Origin of the sequence: Gilliamella bombi, assembly GCF_900103255.1 — a bacterium.
GTDB lineage: Bacteria > Pseudomonadota > Gammaproteobacteria > Enterobacterales > Orbaceae > Gilliamella > Gilliamella bombi.
In genome coordinates, this window is record NZ_FMWS01000014.1 from 52,742 (window position 1) to 76,578 (window position 23,837).

Annotated in this window: 21 protein-coding genes and 1 other annotated feature; of the genes, 6 read left to right on the top strand and 15 right to left on the bottom strand. The window is 34.7% G+C overall.

Translation table 11 applies throughout. The features are described 5' to 3' along the window. Positions 1–56: 56 nt before the first annotated feature. The 3 genes from matP (at position 57) to cysB (ending at position 4,300) form a co-directional block, all read left to right on the top strand. Entirely contained in the window at positions 57–521 is a 465-nt protein-coding gene (gene matP / locus B9N71_RS02805; protein ID WP_085164035.1) for a macrodomain Ter protein MatP, read from the top strand. Positions 522–550: 29 nt separating this feature from the next. Then, on the top strand, positions 551–3,160 hold the full coding sequence (gene topA / locus B9N71_RS02810; protein ID WP_085164036.1) for a type I DNA topoisomerase: 2,610 nt from the start codon (positions 551–553) through the stop codon (positions 3,158–3,160). 168 nt (positions 3,161–3,328) lie between these two features. Further along, positions 3,329–4,300, top strand: coding sequence for an HTH-type transcriptional regulator CysB (cysB, locus tag B9N71_RS02815; RefSeq protein ID WP_085164037.1), 972 nt, complete (start codon positions 3,329–3,331; stop codon positions 4,298–4,300). A gap of 73 nt (positions 4,301–4,373) precedes the next feature. Here cysB and hisIE read toward each other — a convergent pair whose 3' ends face one another. The 9 genes from hisIE to B9N71_RS02860 all read right to left on the bottom strand — a co-directional run bounded on the left by hisIE (position 4,374) and on the right by B9N71_RS02860 (position 12,194). Further along, entirely contained in the window at positions 4,374–5,000 is a 627-nt protein-coding gene (hisIE, locus tag B9N71_RS02820; RefSeq protein WP_085164038.1) for a bifunctional phosphoribosyl-AMP cyclohydrolase/phosphoribosyl-ATP diphosphatase HisIE, read from the bottom strand. After that, positions 4,994–5,770 carry an imidazole glycerol phosphate synthase subunit HisF gene (gene hisF / locus B9N71_RS02825; protein WP_085164039.1) on the bottom strand — a complete coding sequence of 259 codons (777 nt, stop codon included), beginning with the start codon at positions 5,768–5,770 and terminating at the stop codon, positions 4,994–4,996. The genes hisIE and hisF overlap by 7 nt, the downstream gene beginning before the upstream one ends. After that, entirely contained in the window at positions 5,752–6,489 is a 738-nt protein-coding gene (hisA, locus tag B9N71_RS02830) for a 1-(5-phosphoribosyl)-5-[(5-phosphoribosylamino)methylideneamino]imidazole-4-carboxamide isomerase (protein WP_065575555.1), read from the bottom strand. Before hisA ends, hisF begins: the two co-directional genes overlap by 19 nt. Positions 6,490–6,506: 17 nt before the next feature. Continuing rightward, positions 6,507–7,094, bottom strand: a complete 588-nt coding sequence (gene hisH / locus B9N71_RS02835) for an imidazole glycerol phosphate synthase subunit HisH (protein ID WP_065607227.1) — start codon at positions 7,092–7,094, stop codon at positions 6,507–6,509. After that, positions 7,095–8,162 (bottom strand): bifunctional histidinol-phosphatase/imidazoleglycerol-phosphate dehydratase HisB, encoded by a 1,068-nt coding sequence (hisB, locus tag B9N71_RS02840; RefSeq protein WP_085164040.1) that lies wholly within the window; start codon positions 8,160–8,162, stop codon positions 7,095–7,097. Between the two features lie 8 nt (positions 8,163–8,170). Continuing rightward, positions 8,171–9,229, bottom strand: coding sequence for a histidinol-phosphate transaminase (gene hisC / locus B9N71_RS02845; protein ID WP_085164041.1), 1,059 nt, complete (start codon positions 9,227–9,229; stop codon positions 8,171–8,173). Positions 9,230–9,238: 9 nt separating this feature from the next. Then, a complete protein-coding gene (gene hisD, locus B9N71_RS02850; RefSeq protein WP_085164042.1) occupies positions 9,239–10,540 on the bottom strand; it encodes a histidinol dehydrogenase in 1,302 nt (433 codons plus the stop codon). Between the two features lie 4 nt (positions 10,541–10,544). Beyond that, entirely contained in the window at positions 10,545–11,444 is a 900-nt protein-coding gene (hisG, locus tag B9N71_RS02855; protein WP_085164043.1) for an ATP phosphoribosyltransferase, read from the bottom strand. Positions 11,445–11,482: 38 nt separating this feature from the next. Next, positions 11,483–11,603: a sequence feature (His leader region), on the bottom strand. Positions 11,604–11,801: 198 nt separating this feature from the next. Then, entirely contained in the window at positions 11,802–12,194 is a 393-nt protein-coding gene (locus B9N71_RS02860; protein ID WP_065590964.1) for an AsnC family transcriptional regulator, read from the bottom strand. A 118-nt stretch (positions 12,195–12,312) separates the two neighbouring features. Between B9N71_RS02860 and B9N71_RS02865 the strand changes: the two genes are divergently transcribed. Continuing rightward, entirely contained in the window at positions 12,313–12,876 is a 564-nt protein-coding gene (locus B9N71_RS02865) for a cysteine hydrolase family protein (RefSeq protein ID WP_085164044.1), read from the top strand. A 211-nt stretch (positions 12,877–13,087) separates the two neighbouring features. Here B9N71_RS02865 and B9N71_RS02870 read toward each other — a convergent pair whose 3' ends face one another. Further along, positions 13,088–13,489 (bottom strand): DoxX family protein, encoded by a 402-nt coding sequence (locus B9N71_RS02870; RefSeq protein ID WP_085164045.1) that lies wholly within the window; start codon positions 13,487–13,489, stop codon positions 13,088–13,090. A 143-nt stretch (positions 13,490–13,632) separates the two neighbouring features. On the opposite strand from B9N71_RS02870, the gene B9N71_RS02875 reads away from it, so the two are divergent. Together B9N71_RS02875 and B9N71_RS02880 are read left to right on the top strand one after the other, a co-directional pair. Beyond that, the gene (locus B9N71_RS02875; RefSeq protein WP_065560092.1) at positions 13,633–14,532 is read left to right on the top strand and encodes a LysR family transcriptional regulator; all 900 of its coding nucleotides are present in this window, start codon (positions 13,633–13,635) and stop codon (positions 14,530–14,532) included. Positions 14,533–15,286: 754 nt separating this feature from the next. Beyond that, positions 15,287–16,270, top strand: a complete 984-nt coding sequence (locus B9N71_RS02880) for an AEC family transporter (protein WP_085164046.1) — start codon at positions 15,287–15,289, stop codon at positions 16,268–16,270. Positions 16,271–16,718: 448 nt separating this feature from the next. Here B9N71_RS02880 and B9N71_RS02885 read toward each other — a convergent pair whose 3' ends face one another. From B9N71_RS02885 to B9N71_RS02905, 5 genes are all read right to left on the bottom strand, one after another. Then, complete coding sequence (locus B9N71_RS02885) at positions 16,719–17,441, bottom strand: outer membrane protein (protein ID WP_085164047.1); 723 nt, start codon at positions 17,439–17,441, stop codon at positions 16,719–16,721. 511 nt (positions 17,442–17,952) lie between these two features. After that, entirely contained in the window at positions 17,953–19,476 is a 1,524-nt protein-coding gene (locus tag B9N71_RS02890) for a Ppx/GppA phosphatase family protein (RefSeq protein ID WP_202983904.1), read from the bottom strand. Positions 19,477–19,486: 10 nt separating this feature from the next. Further along, a complete protein-coding gene (ppk1, locus tag B9N71_RS02895; RefSeq protein ID WP_085164048.1) occupies positions 19,487–21,544 on the bottom strand; it encodes a polyphosphate kinase 1 in 2,058 nt (685 codons plus the stop codon). Between the two features lie 112 nt (positions 21,545–21,656). Further along, complete coding sequence (gene pykF / locus B9N71_RS02900; RefSeq protein ID WP_065590959.1) at positions 21,657–23,069, bottom strand: pyruvate kinase PykF; 1,413 nt, start codon at positions 23,067–23,069, stop codon at positions 21,657–21,659. Between the two features lie 325 nt (positions 23,070–23,394). Continuing rightward, entirely contained in the window at positions 23,395–23,814 is a 420-nt protein-coding gene (locus B9N71_RS02905; RefSeq protein WP_065609538.1) for an META domain-containing protein, read from the bottom strand. Positions 23,815–23,837 lie beyond the last annotated feature (23 nt).

Here is a 23,837-nt window from a genome sequence, read left to right on the forward strand (position 1 = left end):
TGTGAGCAGATTATGCTACAAATAGCTATTTAGTTACAGCGTCACAAGGTGAACGGATGAAATATCAACAGCTAGAAAACCTTGAATGCGGTTGGAAATGGAACTATCTAGTTAAGAGACACTTAGAAGGTGAGTTAATTACACGCTATATTGAAAAAAGTGCTGCGCAACATGCGGTCAATGAGTTATTGTTGTTAGAACATAACCCAACTGGTGTTGTTGATTGGATAAAAAAGCATTTAAACCCTGACTTAGATAATCGCTTGAAGCAAACTATTCGGGCAAGGCGAAAGCGCCATTTTAATGCAGAACAACAATATACTCGGAAAAAATCCATTGATTTGGAATTTTTAGTCTGGCAACGATTGGCTAATTTAGCTAAACGCCGTGGATGCACGTTGTCACAAACCATTACTCAATTAATTGAAGATGCAGAGCAGAAAGAACAATATGCAACGAAAGTATCAACAATTAAAGATGATTTACTATCACTCTTAGATGTAAATATTGATAGTAAATAATACAAACAACAGAATAGAAAGGTTTAATTATGGGAAAATCCCTTGTTATTGTCGAATCACCAGCTAAAGCAAAAACGATCAATAAATATCTTGGTAAAGATTTCGTGGTTAAATCAAGTGTAGGTCATATTCGCGATCTACCTGTGAGTGGTAGTAGCCAACGAGCTGAAAAATCAACAAAAGACAAAAAAGATAAAGCAGATAAAAAAGTTAAACGTTCAGAAAGACAGGTCTTGGTTGATCGCATGAGCGTCGATCCATATAACGGTTGGAAAGCGCATTACGAAATTCTACCAGGTAAAGAAAGGGTAGTATCTGAACTGAAAAAACTGGCTAAAGATGCTGACATGATCTATCTTGCAACCGATTTAGATAGAGAAGGGGAAGCCATTGCATGGCATCTTAAAGACGTGATAGGTGGTGAAGATAGCAAATATCGTCGTGTTGTTTTTAACGAAATTACCAAAACGGCGATCAAAAATGCTTTTAATGAACCATCGATGCTTGATATGGATCGTGTTAACGCCCAGCAAGCACGTAGATTTATGGATCGGGTAGTTGGCTTTATGCTATCGCCATTACTTTGGAAAAAGGTTGCTAGGGGGTTATCAGCTGGTCGTGTACAATCTGTTGCTGTACGCCTTGTTGTTGAACGTGAACGCGAAATTCATGCTTTCATTCCTGAAGAATACTGGGATCTGTTTGCTGATTTGAACACGAGTAAAAATGAGCCATTAAGTTTGCAAGTTACTCATTATAAAAACGAAGCATTCGAACCTAAAGATAAAGTTGCCATTGATATTGCGCTAGCTGAACTTAGTAAAAACCAATATCAAGTAACTAATATTGAACAAAAGCCAACTAAAAGTAATCCAACAGCACCTTTTATTACCTCAACTTTACAGCAAGCAGCAAGTACTCGTCTTGGTTTTGGTGTTAAAAAAACCATGATGTTGGCTCAAAGATTATATGAAGCAGGTTACATTACCTATATGCGTACTGACTCGACCAATTTAAGTCAGGATGCGCTATCGATGGTACGTGATTATATCGGTAAAAATTTTGGCGATAAATATCTACCAAAATCGGCTAATGTATACAGTAGTAAAAAGAACTCGCAAGAAGCACATGAAGCGATTCGCCCATCAGATGTTACTATCTTAGCTGATAATCTTAGTGATGTTGAAGCTGATGCCACTAAATTATACCAACTAATTTGGCGCCAATTTGTAGCTTGCCAAATGACATCGGCTGAATATAACTCAACAACAATTACGGTTAATTCAGGTGATTTTACTTTAAAAGCCAAAGGTCGGACATTGCGTTTTGATGGTTGGACTAAAGTGCAGCCACAGCTAGCCAAAAATAATGAAGATAAAATATTACCATCACTATCGATAAACGATAAGCTTGATTTAATTAACTTAAATCCAAATCAACATTTTACCAAACCACCAGCAAGATATAACGAAGCATCTCTTGTTAAAGAGCTTGAAAAGCGAGAAATTGGGCGACCATCGACTTATGCAACCATTATTTCGACAATACAAGATCGTGGTTATGTACGTTTAGATAATCGTCGGTTTTATGCTGAAAAAATTGGTGAAATTGTTACCGATAGACTTAGTGAAAACTTCAATGATCTCATGAGTTATGATTTTACAGCACGTATGGAACATGCTCTGGATGAGATTGCTCATAAAAAACAAGAATGGCGTGAAGTGCTTGATCAGTTTTTTAGTGACTTTAGTCAGCATCTTGAGGTTGCTGAACAAGCACCAGATAAAGGTGGAATGCAGCTTAATCCATTGGTGCTAACACCTGAAATTAAATGTCCAAATTGTGGGCGTGAAATGGGTATTAAAACTGCCGGTACCGGTGTATTTTTAGCTTGTTCAGGCTATGCGTTGCCACCTAAAGAGCGTTGTAAACAGACCATTAACTTAATTCCTGAGCACGAAACATTAAATATTCTAGAAGAAGCTGAAACAGCAGAAACTGATGCTTTAAGAGCCCGTAAACGCTGTCCAAAATGTCACACGGCTATGGATAGTTATCTACTTGATAATGAAAGAAAACTGCATATCTGTGGCAATAACCCGATTTGTGATGGTTTTATTGTTGAAAAAGGTAACTTTAAGGTTAAAAGTTATGAAGGGCCAATTATTGAATGCGAAAAATGTGGTTCAGAAATGCATTTAAAATCAGGGCGATTTGGCCTATATATGGGCTGTACTAATCCTGATTGTAAAAATACGCGTAAGATCTTAAAAAATGGTGATGTTGCACCACCAAAAGAAGACCCAGTTGATCTACCTGAACTAAAATGCACCAAGTCAGATGCACATTTTGTATTACGTGACGGTGCTGCGGGCATCTTTTTGGCGGCGCATAATTTTCCAAAATCAAGAGAAACACGCGCACCTTTGATAGAAGAGTTACAACGTTTTAAAGAGCGCTTACCCGAAAAATTCATTTATTTGACCGAAGCACCAAATAAAGATCCTAATGGTAATCCATCAATTGTTCGTTTTAGCCGTAAAAATAAACAACAATATGTTACTTCTGAAGTTAATGGAAAATCGACAGGTTGGGTGATGCAATATGTAGATGGCAAATGGATCAATAGCAAAAAGTAGGTAGGCACGTCTGAATTTTGTTAAAAACTTTCAGGAAAGTATGCGTTTTAGTATAAAATAATTATTCTTTTGCGCTAAGCTGTGAAATGACTTACCTTAGCAATTCTTCCTTTTGTAATGTTATTAAAAAGGAAGAAAGGCATACAGTTAAAGGAGCGTTTGAGTGTTATGAAATTGCAACAATTACGCTATATTGTTGAGGTCGCAAATAACGACCTCAATGTATCGCTAACATCCGAAAAACTGTATACCTCTCAACCCGGTATAAGCAAACAAATAAAATTATTAGAAGACGAGCTCGGCGTTCAGATATTTACTCGAGTGGGTAAACACCTTTCTCAAATCACACCGGTTGGTGAAAAAATCATTGCTCTTGCCCGAGAGATCCTCAATAAGTCCAATGATATTAAGATTATCGCCAAAGAGTTTAGTCAACCAAATCAAGGCTCATTAACAATTACCACTACCTATACTCAAGCTCGTTATACATTGCCAGTTGTGATTCAACAGTTTATGCAGCAATATCCAAGTATTACATTGCATATGGAGCAAGGATCTTCTCCTCAATGTATTTTACAAACTCAAGAAGGTCTGGCTGAATTTGCTATTGTGACCGATATCTCACAGCTTAGCGATGATATGATAGCCTTACCTTGTTATCACTGGAACCAAGCTGTGATTGTGATGAAAGATCATCCGCTTGCCAAAAGTAAATTAATTTCGATTGAAGAGCTTTCAAAATATCCGTTAGTTAGTTATGATTTTTCTAATGATGGTTCAGATTTAAATCAAGCTTTCTTGCGTGCTAACCAATCACCTAATATTGTTTTTAGCACAACGGATGGCGAGTTAATTAAAACTTATGTTAAATTAGGTGTCGGCGTTGGTATTGTGGCAAAAATGGCGGTGATCAATACTTCAGATGACGATTTAGTTGTACTTAATGCTGGACATATTTTTCCTTACAGCACGACCTATATCGTTTTTCCTCGCTCATTATATTTACGCAGTTATATGTATGATTTTATCAGTCAGTTTTCGCCTCATTTGAATCGACAAGCTGTAGACAAACTTATGTTATGTGAAAACAATTCCGAAGTATTAACGATGTTTAACGGGGTAAAATTACCCGTTTACTAATTTATTCTATCTTTTTATGAGAATAAAAGTTGAACCAAAGTGCGATATAACTCGCACTTTGGATGGATTATAACTATTTATGTCTTGCTTTTAAAATACCAATGACATCTTGTAAAGACAGATTCTGGTCTTGGAGTAAAACTAATAAATGATAAATTAAATCGGCAGATTCATTTTTTAGTTCCTCGCTGTCATGAACTGTTGCAGCAAGGGCTGTTTCAACGCCTTCTTCTCCCACTTTTTGGGCTATGCGCTTAGTACCGTCATGATACAGTTTTGCGGTATATGATGATTTAGGATCGCCATTTTTACGCCCTGCAATTATCTGTTCTAATTCAAATAGGAATCCCCATTGGGTTTTAGTCGAAGCAAAACAACTTGTTGAGCCGGTATGGCAAGTTGGGCCAACTGGATCAACTAAAATCAATAACGTATCATTATCACAATCCGTTGAAATATTCACAACATTAAGAAAATTGCCAGAAGTTTCACCCTTTGTCCAAAGGCGCTGTTTGGTTCGTGAATAAAAAGTGACTTTGCCGCTATTTTGTGTTTGTGCTAACGCTTCTTGATTCATATAGCCAAGCATTAACACATCGCCCGAAACATAATGCTGAATAATGACCGGCATTAAATTATCCACTTTTTGCCAATTGAGTTGTTGTAATTCTAATTGGGTATTGCAATTTTGCGTTAACATAATCGAATATTTACTCCATGTTGTGCCAAATATTGTTTAAGTTCACCAATATTAATAATTTGTTTATGAAAAACTGAGGCAGCTAATGCTCCATCAACTTGTGCTTGATTAAATGCCTGTAAAAAATGCTCAATAGTACCAGCACCGCCTGAAGCAATTAGTGGCACGTTGCATACTTCTCGAACAGCGTTTAGTTGAATAATATCATATCCATTACGAACACCATCTTGGTTCATCATATTAAGAACAATTTCACCTGCACCACGTTTTTGTACCTCTTGTACCCAGTCAAGAGTGTTCCATTTTGTGGCAACGGTACGTTTTTCGTCACCAGTAAATTGATAAACATGATAATTGTTTGACTGTTTGTCATACCAGCTATCAATGCCAACTACAATGCACTGTACTCCGTAACGATCTGCAAGCCGTGTAATTAAACTAGGATCAGCAAGGGCAGGGGAATTAATCGAAATTTTATCAGCTCCAAAGGTTAATATTTGACCTGCATCTTCAACCGTTTTAATACCACCAGCAACACAAAAAGGGATATCAATCACTTCGGCAACTTTTGCGATCCAACTTTTATCGACAACACGGCCATCTGACGAAGCGGTGATATCATAAAAAACGAGCTCATCTGCGCCTTCTTCTGCATATCTTTTTGCTAAGGGGACTATGTCTCCAATAATTTCATGATTACGAAATTGTACACCTTTAACCACTTGTCCATCGCGAACATCTAAACAGGGAATTATTCTTTTGGCCAACATGAAATTGCCTCCTGAACTGTAAATTTTTCTTCAAGTAAAGCACGGCCAACAATGACACCTTTAACACCACTGTCTTTCAGTGCTTTGACATCACTCAATTGACCAATTCCGCCAGACGCTTGAAAAGCAATCTGTGGGTATTTACGACTAATTTCCTGATACAACTTAACGTTTGAGCCACTGAGTGTGCCATCTTTGGAAATATCTGTACACAATACATGCCTTAAGCCATAAGGAAGGTAATCATCAATCACTTGTTCTAGTGTCTGACAGGAATCTTCTTGCCATCCATGAATAGCGACATATTTATTTCCTTGGTTGTCAATGCGGACATCAAGAGCCAATACTAGCCTTTCTGCACCATATTTTGAAAACCACTGTTTGACCAATTCGGGTTGCTTAATAGCTGTCGAACCAATTACTATGCGAGCAGCGCCGGCAGATAGCAATGATTGTATATCTTTTTCAGTACGAATTCCTCCACCAACTTGAACTGGTATTTGCACACCATTAATCAGATTTTGTATTAGTAAAATTTGGCGTTTTTGGGGATCTTTCGCACCTGTTAAATCAACAAGATGTAACAGTTTAGCACCTTGTTTTTCATAATCCTGTAAGCGTAAAAGTGGATCGTTGCCATAATCACGTTTTTGCTTATAATCACCTTGATGTAATCGCACAACGGAACCATCGATTAAATCAAGTGCAGGAATGATTATTGGAAAAGCTGTCATAGTTACATCTCCAAAAAGTTTTTTAGCAATTTTGCACCGGCTAAGCCAGAACGCTCGGGATGAAATTGCACGCCGTAAAAGTTTTCTTTTTGTACGGCTGCGGTAAAGCTTTCGCCGTAATTGGTTTCTGCTATTGTTGCTGAGCATAATGGCATCGCGTATCCATGTACAAAGTAAAAATAAGCATCATCAGGAATATCTCGAAATAGATGATGACCGGCTTTAGGTGAAACCTGATTCCACCCCATATGTGGTAGAGGTAAACCACAATCAGGAATTTCTCTAACTTTTTCGTGAATAATTCCCAATGTGTTAACATTTCCTTCGGTACTATAATCGGCTAGAAGTTGCATACCAAGGCAGATCCCTAATACAGGTTGAGTACAGACTTTGATAAGTTCAATTAAATGACGCTCTTTTAATTTTTCCATTGCTGAACTTGCGGATCCTACTCCAGGTAAAAACAACTTATCTGAGCTGAGCACGATATCAGGGTCAAGGCTAATTATTGGATCATAACCTAATCGTTGCACGGCATATTTGACCGAAGATAGATTAGCACAGCCAGTATCGAGGATGACAATCTTCATTTATAGCACTCCTTTTGAGCTTGGTAATCGGTCACTTTCAATTTTGATGGCTTGTTTTAATGTTCTAGCAAAAGATTTAAATAAACTTTCTACTTTATGATGATCATTATCGCCTTCTGTTTCAATATGCAATGTAATAGCCATAGCATAACTTATTGAGTAAAAGAAATGTTCTACCATTTGCGTGCTCATATCGCCAACTTTAGGGTGAGTAAACTCTGCTTTAAATTTTAGATAAGGGCGTCCTGAAATATCTATTGCACATCTGGCCAAACACTCGTCCATAGGGATAACAGAGGCATAACGGGTAATACCACGTTTATCACCGAGTGCTATTTTTAGTGCCTCTCCTAAAGCTAGTCCAGTATCTTCTATGGTATGATGATCATCAATATGTAAATCACCATCAACTTGGATATTGAGTTTAATTCCACCATGAGTCGCAATTTGATCGAGCATATGATCAAAAAAACCAATTCCAGTATTAATTTGACTGTCACCTTGGCGATCAAGCCACACTTCAACAAGTATTTTAGTTTCTTTGGTATTGCGTTCAACTTTTGCATAACGATCTTTAGTGGTTAATCGTTGGGCGATTTCGCTCCAATTTAAATTTTCAGGATGATATCGTAATCCTTGGATTTGCATGTTTTCAGCCAATTGAATATCTGTGACCCTGTCACCAATAACATAACTGTTTTGTTTATCTAATTTGCCACTAGTAAGATATGGCAAAACTAATTGGATTTTCGGCTTACGACACTCACAATTATCTTCTGGAAAGTGTGGGCAAATTAAGACATCCTCAAAATTAATACCTTGCGATTTAAAAATCTGCATCATCAAATTGTGTGGACCATCAAAATCAGCCTGTGGATAGCTACTAGTCCCGAGCCCATCTTGATTGGTGACCATCACTAAATGGTATCCCGCAGTTTGTAGCTTGAGTAGGGCTGGGATCACATTAGGTTCAAAAGCCAATTTTTCAAACTGATCAACCTGAAAATCAACTGGAGGTTCAGTAATTAGTGTGCCATCTCGATCAATAAATAAGTACTTTTGTAACATTTTTGCTCCTATTTAATTGTTTTGAGCGCAGAAATGACTGCCTCGCACTCGGCTTGGGTTCCAATGGTAATACGAATAATATTTTGTTGCCCAATAGATCTACTTTGATCTCGTAAAATAATACCTTGGCGCCATAAAATATTAAATACATCTTTATCATGTTGAAATTTAACACACAAATAGTTGGAATAACTTGGATAAACTTTTTCGACAATTGGCAATTGTCGAAGTAAATTGGCAAATTTTTCCTTTTGATTATTTAAATTTATCACATGTAGCTTCATGGTATTCACACCATCTTTACTCAATGCTTGAGCTGCAATATCAGCAACAGGGGTTGCTAGAGGGTATGGTGCAATAACCTTCTGTAAGGCTTCGATCACAGGTTTATTAGCAATGGTGAAACCGCAACGTAATCCAGCCAAAGCAAAGGCTTTGGATAATGTTCGTAAAATCACCAAGTGAGGATAGTCATTAAGCCAATTAACGACACTAGATTCAGGCGAAAACTCAATATAAGCCTCGTCAATAATGACCAAAGCACGATTTTTAGCAATATCAAGTAAAGCTTTGATATCATCAGAATCGATTAAATTACCGGTCGGATTATTTGGTGAACAGACATAAATTAGTTTTACAGTATCAATATTTTGTTTTATACCCTCAAGATCAAGCTGCCAATCAGAAGTGGTTGGCACAGTTTTGGTTTTAATACCTAATGTCTCAGCACTTACTTGGTACATACCATAAGTTGGTGGACAGTACAAAATGCTGTCTTTTTCAGGCTCACAAAATGCACGCATTAAAAGCTCAATGGCCTCATCAGCTCCTCGGCTAACAATCACTTGTTCAGTTTTAACCCCTGCATATTGTGCATAACGCTGAATTACTTTTTCAGGCTGTGGTTCTGGATAACGGTTTAAGGTTTGATCGGTCAAGTCAAAATGTGGAGCAACGGGGTACTCGTTGGCATTTAGCCACACATCGCCTTGACCACCTATTCGCCGAGCAGATTGATAAGGTGTTAATTGCTGAACATTTTTTCGAACTAATTGATTGATATCCATTTAAGCCACCTATTTTTGATTTGTTGAATTTAATACCGATAGACGAAGACTAACTGCTTGTTTATGAGCGGTTAGTTGTTCAGCCTCTGCCATAAGCTCAACGGCATTACCTATTGCTTTTAATCCTTCTGGTGATAATTTTTGCACCGTCATACGTTTTTGAAAATCTGCAAGCCCAAGGCTAGAATATGTGGCTGTATAACCATAAGTTGGTAATACATGATTGGTTCCTGAAGCATAATCGCCTGCTGACTCTGGTGACCAATCGCCTAAAAATATAGAGCCAGCACTAGTAATTTGTTCAACTAATTCATCCGCATTCGCAGTTTGAATAATTAAGTGTTCGGGACCATAGCGATTGCTAATAGCAACACATTCATCCAAATCTTTAGTTACAATAAGGCGACTTTCTTGTAATGCTTTTTTAGCGATATTTTGGCGCGATAGTTGCGTAAGTTGCTTATCGACTTCAATCGATACTGCTTGTGCTATTTTTTCATCAGGTGTTAACAAAATAACTTGTGAATCAGGACCATGTTCAGCTTGCGACAAAAGATCGGCAGCAATAAAAGCAGGATTTGCTGAACTATCTGCAATCACTAATACTTCAGACGGACCAGCTGGCATATCAATGGCTGCGCCATCAAGTCGCTGACTGACTTGTCGTTTGGCTTCGGTAACGTAGGCATTTCCTGGACCAAAAATCTTATCGACTTTAGGAACCGACTTGGTGCCAAGCGCCATTGCGCCAATGGCTTGTGCACCGCCTAATTGATAAACCTCGCTAACACCACATAATTGTGCCGCATATAAAATTTCGTCAGCAATGGGCGGTGGTGAACATAAAATAACTTGACGACAACCAGCAATTTTAGCAGGTGTTGCAAGCATTAACACAGTAGATAATAAAGGGGCAGAACCACCCGGAATATAAAGCCCAACTGAATCAATAGGGCGCGTTACTAACTGACATTTTACGCCCGGCATTGTTTCGACCATAATGGATTGATAGGCTTGTGCTTGGTGGAATTTTTCAATGTTGGTAACCCCTAATTGCATGGCTTGTTTTAATTCAGGATTAACACGATTTGCGGCGGCTTTTATGTCTTCTTTTGTAAGCTTTATTTGCTCAATTTGGACTTTATCAAATTTGCGACTTAAAACCTTTAAAGCCTCATCGCCGTGCTGTTTTACTTGTGCCAAAATATCGGCTACTGCCTTGCTAATCGAATCCGAAGCATTAATTGCTGGGCGAGTAAGTAGTTTCCTGCGTTGATCGTCATCACATTGTTGCCAATAAGAGAGTTTCATATTATTACTCCATCATTTTTTCAATTGGTAATACAAGAATTGAACTTGCGCCTAATGTTTTTAATTTTTCCATGGTTTCCCAAAAAAGAGATTCACTACTCACCATATGTAGCGCAACTCGATTTTGCTCGCCTGTTAACGGTAAAATGGTTGGATTTTCGGCACCCGGCAATAGCGCAACAATATCATCTAACACCTCAGTAGGGGCGTGGAGCATAATATATTTGGATTCACGAGCTTGAATAACGCCTTGAATGCGTGTCATGATTTTATCGATTAACGCCTGTTTTATTGGTGACATTTCGCCTTGACGTTGAATTAAGCAGGCTTTTGATTTATAGATAACTTCGATCTCTTTTAGTCCATTGGCCTCAAGCGTTGCACCACTCGAAACCAAATCACAAATTACATCGGCAAGCCCAGCACGGGGGGCAACCTCGACCGAACCATTAAGCAAACATGTTTTAAAAGTAACATTATATTGAGCAAGATAACGGCGGAGCAGGTGAGGGTAAGTGGTGGCAATACGCAAATCATTTAAACATTCTGGTCCTGTATACTCAAAATCACGAGGTGCTGCGATCGACAACCGACAGCCACCAAAATCTAAACTGCGCAATTTTTTAAATTGTGGATCTTCGCCTTCGGCCTGCCTATCTAATACTTCCTCTTCTAAAACATTTTCGCCGACAATCCCAATATCGACAACGCCATCAATAACCAATCCGGGGATATCATCGTCACGAACACGCAAGATATCAATGGGCATATTTTCAGCAAAAGCAATCAAACGCTGTTCTTGAAGATTAATTTTAATACCACATTGGGCAAGTAACTTTTTTGATTCGTCACTTAATCGACCTGACTTTTGCATAGCAATGCGTAAACGCGAATTATCCAACATATCTTTCTCCAAAGTTATCTAAAAATTTATAAACTACAAACAAAAAACCCTCGGAAGTTTGATCTTCCGAGGGTTTCTGCTTGCTTTTGCGACATCACCGGAAGACCAAAGTCTTCCAGCACCAATTGCCCGAAGACTATTCAGGAATGATGGTGATGATGTGTACTAATAGCATTAGTAATAAAAACGCAAAAACAATTCATAAAAATAAAAAACCTTTAACTGAGTTGATAATTAAAGCTACTGAACAAAATATAACAGAATTTATTTGCTCGCAACTTTTTTTTGTTTTTTATGTAAAAAAATCTTTATACAAAAAATAGTCAACAAGTTTAGGTGTAAATTTTTAAAATAGCGTTATTTAATCACTTTTGACTGATGACTAACTTTATAACGGCAATAGAGCTCAAGTTTGTCTAAAAAATGTGGTAAGTTTTGGTCTGTAAATTCACTTTTTATAAAATAACACCCATCGCCTGTGATTTTATAAAATTCGATGATTTCTTTAAACGACATGACCATGTTTTCGAACGAGGTGAATTGATTTGAATTCATATAAATCGTTATAAACTGAAGCTGATTTGTTTTTTCTTTAATAGTAAATTTTTCAATAATATGATTATCATACAATTCTTGAACTCGCTGTCCAACAGCCTGTCCTGACAAATATACTTTTTCGCCAATTTCTTTCCATGATTGACGACTATTTTTTTTAAGTTCATCTAAAATAGCGCGATCTTTTTTATCCATACTTGTTTAGCTTTTTCATTTTGAAAGTAGGTAAGTAATAATACTTTCAATTCATTATGTAACAGATAGCGTAATTATCGCATAATTATCAACTCAAACATAATTTAAGGACAAAACAATGAAACAAGGGTTAATAATTATCGACGTACAAAATGACTATTTCCCAACGGGTAAATTTACTTTAAACAATACAGAATTAACTTTACAAAATACCTTAAAACTACAAAAACACTTTAGAGCACAACAATTACCGATCTTTTATATTCAGCATATAAAGTCTGATCCACATGCGGATTTTTTTGCTAACGGAAGTTTAGGCGCTGAAATTCATCCAAGTTTGTTACCGCTTGGTAACTTGCATGAGTATCTTGTCAAAAAAACATTCCCTAATAGTTTTTATCAAACTGAGCTACAAAAAAAATTACAACAAGAACAGATCCATCAGATGGTTATTTGTGGAATGATGAGCCATATGTGTGTTGACTCAACAACACGTCACGCATCCGAACTAGGTTATCAACCGATATTAATCCACGATGCTTGTACAACTTGTGATCTCGAATTTGATGGTAAAACGATTCCATCCCAAGTGGTACATAACAACTTTATGTCTGCCTTAACCAATTTTGCATCGGTTGTAAGTTGTGAAATGTTTGTTCAAACCAAACTGGCTATTTTATAAATTATAGCATTGTAATTAAATGATTATGGATAATGGATGCCAAAAAAGCGATAACATAATTATAAACAATCTAAATTGGCTCGATCACAAACCGAGCCTTTTACTCTTCTAACCCACTCAACCCTAAGTAAAGATCAGTCAGAAAAAGTATTTATTTTATTGAGGTTTTTATTCAACTGTTTTGTCAAAAAAACAACTAATATCTCCCACTCTAATACGCCAAATATTTAGCTAATACACTAAAGCGACCACTTCCTAGCAATGCTAAACTGAGTGCTGTTAGCGCCATAAAGGCAGGATATTCCCAACCGCCACCTGCGTTACTAAATGACCAACCATTCACTGAGTGAATAAATGTAATAACAATCATTTGAATCACTGCCAATAAACTAACAATGCGGGTTAAAATACCTAAAAGCAATAACAAACCGCCGCCAATTTCAAACATAATGGCTAAATAACCAATGAACCAAGGAAAGCCAAGTGATTGAAAATATTGCGCATTACCTGAGGGAGTAAAGACGAGTAGTTTAGTAAAACCATGCGCCAAGAACATGACACCCAAGGCAATTCGTAACATGAGTGAAGCTAGATCTGTTTGATATTGTTTCATTTTATTTTTCCTGTAAGTTAATTATTGTGATTGGTTAGCACCATTTGTTTATGATAATGGTTATTATTTTGTAGATAAATAAGCTATTATGTGACTTATTGTCAAAATAAGTGGGACAATTGTTTGGTGTTGGTGAAAGGCAGATGGATAGATCTAATAAATTACTAGAAATGATGGTTTTTGTGGCGGTAGTTGATTGTAATAGTTTTGTTGATGCGTCAGTTAAGTTAAATATGTCTAAGCAGGCAGTGTCACGTTATATTCAAGCATTAGAAAATCGCTTGCAAGTTCGGTTGTTACAACGTACAACTCGCAAAATGGTCATTACCCATGAGGGGCAAATTTTTTATTTGCAAGCTAAAGCCATTATTAATGCTACTACAGAAGCAGAAAATAGCCTCACTTTAGATCATGCAAGTCCACAAGGTATTCTTCGGGTTAATGTGCCTGTTAGTTTTGGTATTTTGCATTTGGCGCCTTTATGGCAAAAATTTATCAATAAATACCCTAAAATTGAGCTAGATATTACATTGTCAGATCGTGTGGTTGATCTGCTTGAGGAGGGCTACGATCTTGCTGTTCGAATTGGTCGGCTAGAAAGTTCGTCGCTGATTAGCCGTAAGTTGGCAACTACGCAAATCATAGCCGCCGCGTCGCCTGATTATATTGCTAAATATGGCATGCCGAATGATCCTGATGATTTGTTGAATCATAAAATTGTGATGTATAGTCAGTGGGCTAAAAAAGAGCAATGGCATTTTTATAAAGACAATGCCCATTACTCGGTGAATTTAAAAGCGAATATCTATTGTAATAATGGCGATACTTGCCGCCAAATTATGTTACAAGGAGGTGGTATTTCGTTGCAACCTGATTTTATTATTGGTAAAGATATTAAAATAGGCCGTTTAGTTCGTGTTTTGTTGAATTATAAAGTCGAGGATTTGAATATTTATGCCGTTTATCCAAGTCGTAAATTATTACCGCTCCGAACTCGATGTTTAATCGATTTTTTAGTTAGCGAACTAAAAAATTATCAATGATCAGTTAGTTAAAACATAACAGTTATTATTTGATATGTAAAAAATCTTTAGACAAAAAATAGTCAAATGTATTACTGATTTTACAATAACACAGAAATGATTTACATTATGCTAGTTATTAATTGATTATTCAGAAACAATCTTTACTATATATTGTTTTCAAGATTTATTGTCATTATATGAATATCAATAATAAGGCTTTGTGGCAGCAATTCTATATAAATAAAGTAAATCAAATTATTATCTATAATAGGTATGTTTTTTTATAATGAATAACACGTTATAAAAAAACATCATTTAAGAAATTTTAGTGCAATATTAATTTTTACTATAATTTAACACTCATGTTTTATATTTTCTTATTGATTGTTTTTTAAAGAAATAAAACTCTATTATTAACAAGCTTAGAGCAAAGTTTTAATGTTTTTTTGAGTTTTTAAGACAGTTAGTAGATCTTGATTTACACAAGATCGAAAAGAATAAGTATAATAATACCTAAGTTACTATATTTTACATTTGAATATAACAAAGGTTTTCATTAAAGAATGTCTTTAATTAAACATAATGAGTGCGAAATCGCATTTAATAATATCAAGTTTCAACAACGAAGAATATCGTTTTACATGTAATAAATATATTCGATTTTGTTACCCACTTATTTTAGCTAGGTCTATAAATATAATATCTAATCTGAAGTTACCGACCATTTACCGAATTTGTATTTTTAGTAATATTATTTTAGGAGTTTTAAAAAATGAATCTGATCTGGTCAGCAGTTGGGCAAGTTGTTAGTTCTTGTCTTCCGGTTTTTTTGTTAATTTTTCTTGGTTGGTTATGTGTGCAGCAAGGGATCTTTTCGAAGGATTCTAAAAAATTATTATCAGGACTGGTATCAAACTTTGTCTTTCCTGCTTTACTTTTTGTGCATACGTCTCATGCTAAGCCATCGCAAATATTCAATGGCATTTGGATGATTGCATTTTTCTGTACTATGTCATTTTTATGGATAATTTGTTTTTTAACCAATAAATACATTTTGCATAAAGAGTTAAAGTCAACAGCTATGAATGCAATGCTATGCTGTTTTCCAAACATGGGCGGGATGGGTGTTCCTTTCTTGACGTTAATGTTAGGAGCCGCATCAACTATTTCCGTTGCGATTGCTAATTTTGTTGTTGCATTATCATTGATTCCAATGACAATATTTTTATTAGAACTTTGTGATACTAAATTGTCTGGTGGTAAAGTCACCGGTGGTATGATTTTTAGTGCAGTAAAAAATTCACTTATGAAGCCAATGTTTTTAGCCGTTATTTTAGGGTTAATTGTGAGCGTTACCGATGGAACTAAATGGCTACCACATTTTGTGTTTAACACTTTTGATATTATGTCAAATGCCTGTAACTTCATTTCACTTATTGCGGTCGGTGTTGGTATTCATGGTGTTAAATTGAAATTATCTAAACCATTAATGATTAATGTTGTGTTGAAAAGTTTTATTACACCAATTGTTGCACTTATTTCCGTATATCTATTTGGCATAACAGGTATGGAAGCAGAAGAATTAGTTTTCTTATTGGCAATGCCAACGGCATCAACAGCGGTTATTTTGGCTTACAATTGGGATGTTGAGCAAGAACAAGCATCAAGCATTTTCTTTGCATCAACAGTTTTATCTATCTTCATTTTACCAACCTTATTGCTTATTATGGACTTCACCATTCCAGGTGTTGCTTAATTAAAAGCTAAATATAAATGCTCTCATTTAATTTTAGATGAGAGCTTTTATTATCAATTACACGTTTCTTTGGCAAGCCATGCTGGAATTACTCGGGTTGTTTACAGTAATAATAACCACCGTATTTCAAAAATCAACTAAACTTGCTGCTTACAAATGAATGGAAAAGTAAAAAGAGTAATACCAACTTTGGATTAAAATACGGCATAATCAACAAGTATATAGTGATTCAAAAGGTGAAGACTAAGTCTTAATTGATTAATTATTATAATTTTGTTAACCCCCATAAGGTGATTTTAGAAAAAACGCCTTATGGGGTTTTGGAGTGGTTACTTAACCATGAAGTGTAAATAACCCAGTTTTTTTCTACATATTAACAGTAGCAAGAAATGTAGCGATAATATTGGTAACTAAACTAAAAAGAGCCATTGTTTTTTTAGTTTATTAATTAGAAGCTATAGCGAACACCAGCTAATAAATCAATTGAACTTAGCTCAGCACTAGCATTAGTTCGATAGTATTCATTATGTTTTTTGATGTTTACTTTCCCTGCATCCACATAACGAGCAGTGAAATCAACAACCATATTATTATTCAACTTATAAGCTACGCCAGCAGCAACATTCCATGCAAACTTTGTTTTTGTTTTTGATAATGAACGTTCATAATCAACGCCATCAACAGAAACGTTATATTTTTCCTTATGGCTATTTCCTAGTTTAGTGAAGGCAACACCAAATCCCGCACCAATAAATGGAGTAATTGGTGAGTCAATATCAATATCATAATAACCATTTAACATTAATGTATTCATGCGGGCTTTGACTTTTTGAGTAGTACGAAGACGATATTCTTCATAATCAGTGTATCTATTTTCTTTTTTATCTGTATTGCCACGTAAGGTAAGAGATAATTCTACACGTGCAGGAATATCATAATTAGAAAAGTTGTAACCTAAATTTAAAGCGCCTGCTAATTTAGTTTTATGCATTGAGTCAAAAATACCATCGTTGATAACAGTGCCGCGACTATGATGTAAGGTATCCTTAATATTTTTCACTTTTATTATAGAAGCTCCTAATTGACCTCCTAGGTAAAGTTCATTTGTTTCAGCATAAGCAAAATTTGAAAAACAAGCAAAAGTTGTTAATGCAATTAATGTCTTCTTCATTTTTATTTCCTTTATTATGGTTGTTTAAAACTTGCTGATTATAAAGCAAATAAATTAAAAATCAATTTTAGGTATTAGGGAATTATTTCAACGAAAAACAAAAGCCGTAATTGTAACTATCCCTTAAAATAGTACAGTAAGAAAGTAGAAAATTCTCTATAGTAACAGATACTTGCCGAGTTAAATCTAAAATCGCAGCCTCAGGGAGAAATCATAAAAAAGCTGTAGTGCCCACAATGCAACGAAAAACATGGGCAAGAGAGCTACAAGCCACTAAATTAATCTCAATTGCCATTAGCTGTCACATTGTGTAATTAAGTCGTTGTGTCTGTTATTATCAATCTCACACAGTATCACCATATTTTATACTTGAATCTTGTACTAAATTTGGGGTATTCACAATAGTTACAAACTTACAAATATACAAAATTTAGGGTGGGTTTAGTTTACTATGAAGTGTAAACAACACGTTTTTTTCTACATATAAATTGATTTACAGGGGCTTTTATAATTAACAGACTACAATCGATAGTTTCCAATCCTCAATTTCTTTCCAATATTTTTTTTCTTGTTCTAAATCAAATAATATCAATTTATTATTTTCAACAAATTCCCGATTAATTTCTATAGTCACTTTAGTTAGTTTATTTTTTATTAATTTTAAACGAAATGCTTGTAAATTAATTTCTGTATTTCGCTGATTATTGATGAGTATAGATAATCTTAGGATTTGCATTAGCGGTATTATATGTTTGTATTCGAACAAACTAAAATAGGGTAGTGTATCTATATTGATAGTCTTTCTATGGTAACGTACAAGAGTAGACAAAAGTAATTGCTGTTCTTCGTTAAATCCGGGTAAATTACTATTTTGTAAAATATAGCTTGAATGTTTATGAACTGAAGAAAAGTTAATTTTTAACCCTACCTCATGTAACAAAGCAGCCCAATATAAAATAGATTCAAGGCTTGCCGGAATAGATGTTGGTGCTTGTTGTTGCCATTGAGAAAATAAATATTTTGCAGTTTTAACAACTTGCGTAGCATGGCGTTGGTCTATATTGTAATGTTCAGAAAGAGTTTGCGCGGTATTTTGTCTAATATCTCGGAAATTAAGACCTCCAACCAACTCATAAAGCACCCCTTCACGTAATGCGCATGGGCTAAATTGTAAAGTATTTAACCCAAATGCGTTAAAAACCCCACTAAATATAGCTAGTCCGCTGACAAATACACTTTTTCTTTCACTAGAAAGTGAAGGGTAGTCAATATCTTGAAAAGAGTTGAATTCTAAAACATAACTAATTAAATCATCGAGCCTTTTTTGGGTAATAATTCCATCACAAACCCCAATATCTAATAAGATACGATAAATAGACTTGATGGTTCCTGATGTACCAAATGCAACAGTAATATTTTGTTTTTTTATAATATTAATCAAGCTTTCAATTTGTTGTTCGGCGGCAAGCTTTGCTTGTTCGAATGAAATAGCGTTAATTTTTTTTTCATGAAAAAACTGTTTAGCATAAGTTATGCATCCCATAGGGCGACTAGCAACAATCAACGGTTTTAGATCATTTCCTCTACCTATTGCAATTTCTGTAGATCCTCCACCGATATCTATTACAAATTTAGTATCATTTGACGATGTTGGTTCTGATGTCATAGTACCTAAATAAATAAGACGTGCTTCTTCTTGTCCCGATATGATTTCTATAGGAAATGGAAATACTTTAGCCGCAGCCATTAAAAATTTATATCTATTTTTTGCAACCCGTAATGTATGAGTTGCTACAACACGAACATTTTCGGGAGGAAAGCCAATTAATCTTTCGGAAAATAGTGTAAGACATTCCAGACCTCGCATAATGCTTGATTCACTTAGATGGTTATTAGCATTAAGCCCTGTGGCAAGATGAATATTTTTTTTATTTTTATAAATGATCTGTATAGCACCATCTATAATACGAGCAATAACCATGTGAAAACTATTTGAACCAAGATCAACTACCGCATATTCATTGAATTTATTCACTTTAAATCCCTTATTCAACCGTTTCTAACTGATTCAAATAATCATAAATGGCATATTGTGCTCTAATTTTTTTCTTATTACCTCTTTGTACATAATTATTAGTTGCATCTTTATCAATAATACGAGCCTTTACATTATCATTGCATTGAATATTAAAAATATTATGGATAGTTGATTTTATTATTGGATCGAAGATTTTTACACCTACTTCAATACGATTATCTAGGTTACGAGGCATCCAATCAGCAGAAGAAATATAAGTATCTTTTTTTCCATCATTTTCAAAAATATACACACGAGCATGTTCTAAAAACTGATCAACAATACTTGTGACAGTAATATTTTCGCTTAAATTAGGAATTTGTGGTACCAAGACACAAGTTCCTCTTACTACAATTCTGATTTTTACGCCAGTGCAAGATGCACGATATAATTGATCTATCATATCTTTGTCGGTTATTGCATTAAGCTTTAAATAGATACCTGCTACTTTACCTGCTTTGGCATTATTTATTTCTCGTTGAATAAATTCATAAAATCTCAATCGGGTATTTTGTGGAGAAACAAGTAAATGATGGAATGAAACTGGTTTAAATGGGTTTTCAATGAAATTAAATACATTTTTAACTTCATCTGTAATTACAGGATCTGCAGTTAATAACGAAAAATCGGTATAAATTCTTGCAGTCCTTTCATTAAAATTACCTGAACCAATATGGGCGTAACGAACAATTTCATTATTCTCTTTACGATCAATCAAAAATAATTTAGCGTGGATCTTTAGTTTTGGTTGTGAATAGATAACTTTAATTCCACTACTAATTAATCGTTTTGCCCATTTTATATTTGCCTCTTCATCAAACCTTGCTTGCAATTCAACAACTACAGTGACCTTTTTACCATTATTGGCAGCATTAATGGCCGCATGAATAAAGCGGGAATCTTTTGCAACTCTGTAGATATTCATGCGAATATGCGTAACAGATGGATCAAACGAAGCTTGGCGCATAATCTCTAATACATGTCCAAAAGAGTAATAGGGATAATAAAGCAATACATCTCGATCTTTAATCGCATCAAACGAATTACGAAATTGTTTAAATCGATTATAGCTTAGGCTTGGAATTTTTTTATTTAATAGCTTTTTTTGACCAAAATCAGGAAATTTCACAAGATCTTTAAAATTAGGATAGCGTCCACTTGGCATTGCGTCTTGTTCAGTTAATAACAATTTATTAATCAATAACTCAAATAATGCTTTTGGCATATCTTTTTGGTAAGTAAAACGAACTGGCTGAGCAGTCAAACGTTGTTTTAAACCTTGTGACATAAGTTCAAGCAAACTGTCTAATTCTGTGTTTAATTCGTATTCAGCATCTCTATTAATATTAATAGAATAGGCATTTAATTCTTTGGCATCAAAAAACACTTTAAAAATATCGGGTAAACAGTAACGTAATATGTTATCCAAAAAAATGATCGATTTATTTTTAGTTGAAACTTCTGACGGTAATAAAACAAAACGAGAAATATTATCCGTCGGTAACTCAAGTAACGCATAATTGGTTTTATCTTCACAAATAATTTCTACAGCCAAATAGGCATGATCATCTTTTAAAAATTGAATAAGTTCGGTATGACTATCGAGTAAAATAGGGGTAATATATTGTCTAAGATTTTGTTTATAATAGTTTTTTATCCAACCTTCTTGATAAGAAGAAAGTTGTCTTTCGTTAATCAAAAAGATTTGATTTCTCGCCATTTCTAATAATAGTTCATTATAAAGCTGGTCAAACTGTAATTCTAGTTGAATAACTTTTTGGTTTACTTGGCGTAATAAGTTTTTAGAGTTAGAAGATGAGTTGGCTTGTTCTTGTTCAATAAGTACATATTTTTTTAAGTTGGCAAACTGTACTTTATAAAATTCATCAAGATTACTTGAGTATATACCTAAAAAATGTATCCTCTCTATAAGTGGATTACTTTTATCAGCAGCTTCTTGTAAAACTCGCTGATTGAAAGATAACCAACTTAGTTCCTTAGGTAAATATACTTTTTCTTCAATCATTTTAATCTTTCAAATTCTATTAATAGTATTTTATACAGGATATCTTATGTAAAAAAAAAAGCTAGCATGTAGCTAACTTTTTTATTTCAGGACAAATAATAAGTATGCCGTTTTAAATACGGTGAACAGATGTTGTGTTAGTAGTTCCACTTGGTACTAAAGCACCAGATACCATCACAATGATATCACCTTGTTGTAAACCGCATACTTTCACAGCCATCTCTTTACCTAAACGATAAAAATCGTCAGTTGAGTTAATTGAATCAATTAAAATAGGCTCTACACCTTTTGTCACGGCTAACTGATTAACTGTCTTTTGACTTGAAGATAATGCTAAAATACGAGCTCTAGGAAAATAATGACGAACTTCCCTAGCTGATTTACCGCTACGAGTTGCTACAACAATTAATGGAGCATTTAAACGCTCAGCAATTTCTACAGCACCACAGCAAACAGCTGAAGTTATACTCAACTTTTCTTCTTTTGATGTCAATTCTAACGATGCTGGAATTGTGTTATCAGTTCGGTTACAGATAGTTGCCATAACATTCACAGTTTCGAGCGGATATTTACCTTTAGCACTTTCACCCGAAAGCATAACTGCATCTGTACCATCAATAATTGCATTAGCTACATCACCAGCTTCCGCACGAGTTGGACGTGGGTTTTTAATCATTGAATCAAGCATTTGTGTTGCTGTTATGACTGGTTTAGATGCTTTATTACATTTTTTGATCATCATTTTTTGAGCAAAAATAACTTCTTCAACAGCGATCTCAACCCCTAAATCACCACGTGCAACCATAATACCGTCAGAAGCATCAAGAATTTCATCAAAATTATCTAAACCTTCTTGGTTTTCAATTTTAGATATAATTTTAATGTTTTCACCACCATGAGCTTTTAAGTGAGTACGAATATCATCTACATCAGAACGTTTCCGAATGAATGATGCAGCAATAAAGTCAACACCTTGTTCACAACCAAAAATCAGGTCATTTTTATCTTTTTCTGCTAGTGCTGGCAATTTAATTGAAACTCCAGGTAAATTAATACCTTTATTTTCACCAAGTTCACCGTTATTTAAAACAGTACAAATAACCTCATTACCTTTAATTTCTTTAACGTCCATAGCAATTAAGCCATCATCAACTAAAACACGATTACCTGGTTTAAGGTCATGCGCAAAACCATCGTAAGTTACGGCTACACGGTCTTTGTTTCCGATAACATTTTTGTCTGTAGTAAACGTGAATGTTTGACCTGCAACTAGGGATACATCATTACCGCCTTCTAATTTAATAGTGCGAATTTCAGGGCCTTTGGTGTCTAGCATAATAGCTGCTTTTAAACCTGTTTCTTGCATTACTTCACGTAAATTTTTGATACGGTTGCCATGTTCTTCGTAATCACCATGCGAAAAATTTAAACGCATAACATTCATGCCTGCATTTAATAATTTTGCTAACATTTCTTTTGATTCAGATTTTGGTCCGATCGTACAAACAATTTTTGTCTTTTTCATAATAGTATCTACTTAGTAATTTATTTAATGTTAAGGTTAATGTTTTAATTCAATTTAAAAAATTCGATAAACCAACTTTTTGCAAAAAAAAAAAACCAATGGCAACGCATTGGTAGTTTTGTTGGTTAAAAAAGGTATTTGTAGCTCAATATGGCTACCAAAATCACATAAAATCTTTGAAGAATATAATAATTTCATCAATAAGTTAAACCCTTTAAAATTCTTCTTATTATATTCTTAACAGTATTTTAAATAAAGTATTTTATCTTTAATATATTTTGTTATTTATAATAACATACTAAATTATAGCAACTAAACATTTGGCTTACATTAAGTCTTTAAGTTGATAAATTAGTTCATTATTGTTATTTTTTAAGGTTAGTTGATTATTTTTTAAATTGATTTTTGTACCTTCAGTAATTAAGTTCTCAATAATATAATCTAATTGATTTAATTGATCATCATTACAAAGCATTTTAGTCATCACAATACCACTACCTTTTATGCTACCGTTGTCTAAAGTAACTTTACCAGAAAAATGGTTACACATTTTACCTGTAATTGTCATATTTTCCCCAAATATAAGCTCTGCTTGATCATCTAACGGAATATCTTGACCATTTACTTTTGTGAGTACAAAACGGTGGTGCATGAGATCGGTCTCTTGTAAAGTACTTGAGTCACTACATCCTGATAAAGCCAGTGAAGCCGTAAATAGAGCAGTTAACAAAAACGTTTTTTTCATTTGAACTCCTAATAATAGATTAA